The 2,825-nt window shown below is 69.7% G+C and carries 4 protein-coding genes and 1 pseudogene; all 5 read left to right on the top strand.

From position 1 onward, the window contains the following. On the top strand, window positions 1-442 hold a 442-nt coding region (locus G3N93_RS37500; protein ID WP_206135283.1), incomplete at its 5' end, for a GspH/FimT family pseudopilin. After that, the gene (gene gspI, locus G3N93_RS37495) at window positions 439-846 is read left to right on the top strand and encodes a type II secretion system minor pseudopilin GspI (protein ID WP_081436557.1); all 408 of its coding nucleotides are present in this window, start codon (window positions 439-441) and stop codon (window positions 844-846) included. The genes G3N93_RS37500 and gspI, both read left to right, overlap by 4 nt. A 7-nt stretch (window positions 847-853) precedes the next feature. Continuing rightward, the gene (locus G3N93_RS37490) at window positions 854-1,513 is read left to right on the top strand and encodes a type II secretion system protein J (RefSeq protein ID WP_374196551.1); all 660 of its coding nucleotides are present in this window, start codon (window positions 854-856) and stop codon (window positions 1,511-1,513) included. Window positions 1,514-1,515: 2 nt separating this feature from the next. Next, the gene (gspK, locus tag G3N93_RS37485) at window positions 1,516-2,646 is read left to right on the top strand and encodes a type II secretion system minor pseudopilin GspK (RefSeq protein ID WP_174988920.1); all 1,131 of its coding nucleotides are present in this window, start codon (window positions 1,516-1,518) and stop codon (window positions 2,644-2,646) included. Between the two features lie 26 nt (window positions 2,647-2,672). Continuing rightward, window positions 2,673-2,825: pseudogene (locus G3N93_RS37480) on the top strand (type II secretion system protein GspL); the annotation flags it as partial.

Genomic DNA, 2,825 nt, shown 5'->3' with positions numbered 1-2,825 from the left:
CGGCTTCACGCTGCTCGAAATGCTGGTCGTGCTCGTGATTGCGGGGTTGCTCGTGTCGCTCGCGTCCTTGTCGCTCACGCGCAATCCACGCACCGACCTGCGCGAGGAAGCGCAGCGCATCGCGCTGCTGTTCGAGACGGCCGGCGACGAAGCGCAGGTGCGCGCCCGGCCGATCGCGTGGCAGCCGACCGCGCACGGCTTCCGTTTCGACGTGAGCTCGCCCGACGGCTGGCGCACGCTGCGCGACGACCTGCTGCGCCCGCGTGACTGGGACGGTGGCGTCACCGGCGCCGATATCGACTATCCGGGGTCCGACACGCACGCGAGTCGCGTCGTGTTCGGCACCGAGAGCATCGACACGCCGGTGCGCGTGACGCTGCATTCGGCGGTCGGCAGCGCGACGATCGTCGGCACCGGCAACGGCCGCTACGAGGTGCAATGACGATGCGTCGTCGCCTGCCCTCTTCCGTTTCTTCATCGCGCGGTTTCACGATGATCGAAGTGCTGGTCGCACTCGCGATCATCGCGGTCGCGCTCGCCGCGTCGATCCGCGCGGTCGGCACGATGGCGAACAATGCGTCCGATCTTCATCGCCGGCTGCTCGCCGGCTGGAGCGCCGACAACGCGCTCGCGCAGATGCGGCTCACGCATGCGTGGCCGGAGATCGGCGAACAGAGTTTCGACTGCTCGCAAGGCAACGTGCAGCTCGTCTGCACGCAGCGTGTGAGCACCACGCCCAACCCGGTGTTCCGGCGGGTGCGGATTTCGGTGAGCATGCCCGGGCACACCGGCGTGCTGGCGCAGATGGTGACGGTGGTCGCGAATGAAACCAGCCGTCCGCTCTGACGCGCCGATGCGACGCCCGCTCGCCCGCCCCGCCCGCGGCTTCACGCTGATCGAGCTGATGATCGCGATCGCGATCCTCGCGGTGGTCGCGATCCTCGCGTGGCGCGGGCTCGACCAGATCATGCGCGGCCGCGACAAGGTCGCGGCCGCGATGGAAGACGAGCGCGTGTTCGCGCAGATGTTCGACCAGATGCGCATCGACGCGCGCCTCGCCGCGACCGACGACGAGGCCGGCCAGCCGGCGATCGGCGTGGCCGGCAATACGCTGCAGATCGTCCGCGAACTCGAGGTGCCGGGCGTTGCGCCACGGCTGCAGGTGGTCCGTTACCGGATCGCCGGCGGGCGCGTCGTGCGCTATGCGTCGCCGCCGATCGACGACGCGAACCGGCTGCGCAGCACGCTGAAGGACAGCAGCGTCGAGGGCTGGAGCTGGGTCGCGCTGATGGGTGGCGTCGGCGCGATCGACGCGAAGCTGTACGTGCCGCGCATGGGCTGGACCACCAACCTGCAGACGGCCGACGAAGCGCTCGCGCAGAACAACGATGCACTCAAGGTGCCGCAGATCGGCAACGCGCCGCCTGCGCGCGCGGTGACGGGGCTGCAGGTCAGCATCGGTGCGACGTCGCTGCGCGTGCCGGTCACGCGCATCTTCCTCGTCGGGGAATGACGATGCGCGCGCGCCCTCACCGCTCATTACTCGCCGCTCGCGCCAGCGGTCGCGCACGGGCACGCGGCCGTCAGCGCGGCGCGGCGATCATCACGGCGCTGCTCGTCGTCGCGCTGTCGGCGATCCTCGTCTCGGGGATGCTGTGGCGCCAGCAGGTGCAGATCCGCCGCATCGAGAACCAGCGCGTGATCGCGCAGGCGCAGTGGGTCGCGCGCGGCGCGCTCGACTGGACCCGGATGATCCTGCGCTCCGAAGGCGACACGGCGCCCGGCATCACGTATCTCGGCGGGATCTGGGGCGTGCCGATCGCGAAGACGAAACTGTCGGACTTCCTCGGCCGGATCGGCGCACCCAACGACACCGGCAGCGAAGACACCTATCTCTCCGGCTCGATCGAGGACGCGCAGGCGAAGTTCAACCTGCGCAACCTCGTGGCGTCGCCGGCGCCCGGCGTGCTGCAGTTGAACGTCACGCAGGTCCAGGCGTTCCAGCGCCTGCTGACGACGCTCGGCTACGACGGCGCGTTCGCGAAGCGCATCGCGCTGCAGGTGCGCGCGAGCCTGCTGAATTCGGCGACGCGTTTCCAGATGCCGACGCTGCCGGGTGGCGGCACGGCGCCGCCGATCACCGCGCCGGTGACGACCGATCAGCAAGGCGGCGGCGGCTTCACCGACGATCCGGGCATGACGGGCGGCGACCGCGGGCCGGCGCCGCTGGTGATGACGGGCGTCGACAGCCTGCTCGACGTCGACGGCGTGACGCCCGAGATGGTCGCGCGGCTGCGCCCGTTCGTCACCGTGCTGCCGACCACGACGCCGGTGAACATGAACACCGCGCCGGCCGAGGTGATCGCGGCGCTGATGCCGGGGATGAGCGTGTCGTCCGCACAGGCGCTCGTGTCGCGCCGCGAGACCGTGTTTTTCCGCAACGTCGGCGACGTGCAGCTCGCGCTGCGCGGCGCCGGTGCGCCGAACGTGACGCTCGACTCGAGCGTCATCGACGTCAATTCGAGCTATTTCATCGTGCATGGCCGGATCCAGCATGAACGCGCGGAGGTCGATCGCACCTCGCTCGTGTATCGTGATCCGACCACGCATTCGACACGGGTCGTGCGCATTCGCGACCAGCTATAACGACGCCAATCGGGAGAGGAGCTCTTGTGAGCACGTTGATTGTTTCTTTGCCGCCGCGCGAGCCTGCCGTGCCGTTGCAGGAATGGCAGTGGCCCGAGCTGCCGTTCACGCTCGTCGACAAGGCCGGCCATGTGCAGCGCGCCGGCCGCGCCGCGCTTGCGCTGCTGCCGCGCGCGAAA

Source organism: Burkholderia sp. Se-20378 (assembly GCF_017104665.1).
Taxonomy (GTDB): domain Bacteria; phylum Pseudomonadota; class Gammaproteobacteria; order Burkholderiales; family Burkholderiaceae; genus Burkholderia; species Burkholderia lata.
Note: the sequence above shows the minus strand (reverse complement) of the source record. Positions and strands in the feature narration are given on the sequence as shown.

Excerpts from the sequence above, each read along its gene's own strand:
- gspI (WP_081436557.1), top strand. The coding sequence starts at position 439 with ATGACGATGCGTCGTCGCCTGCCCTCTTCCGTTTCTTCATCGCGCGGT.
- G3N93_RS37490 (WP_374196551.1), top strand. The coding sequence starts at position 854 with ATGCGACGCCCGCTCGCCCGCCCCGCCCGCGGCTTCACGCTGATCGAG.
- gspK (WP_174988920.1), top strand. The coding sequence starts at position 1,516 with ATGCGCGCGCGCCCTCACCGCTCATTACTCGCCGCTCGCGCCAGCGGT.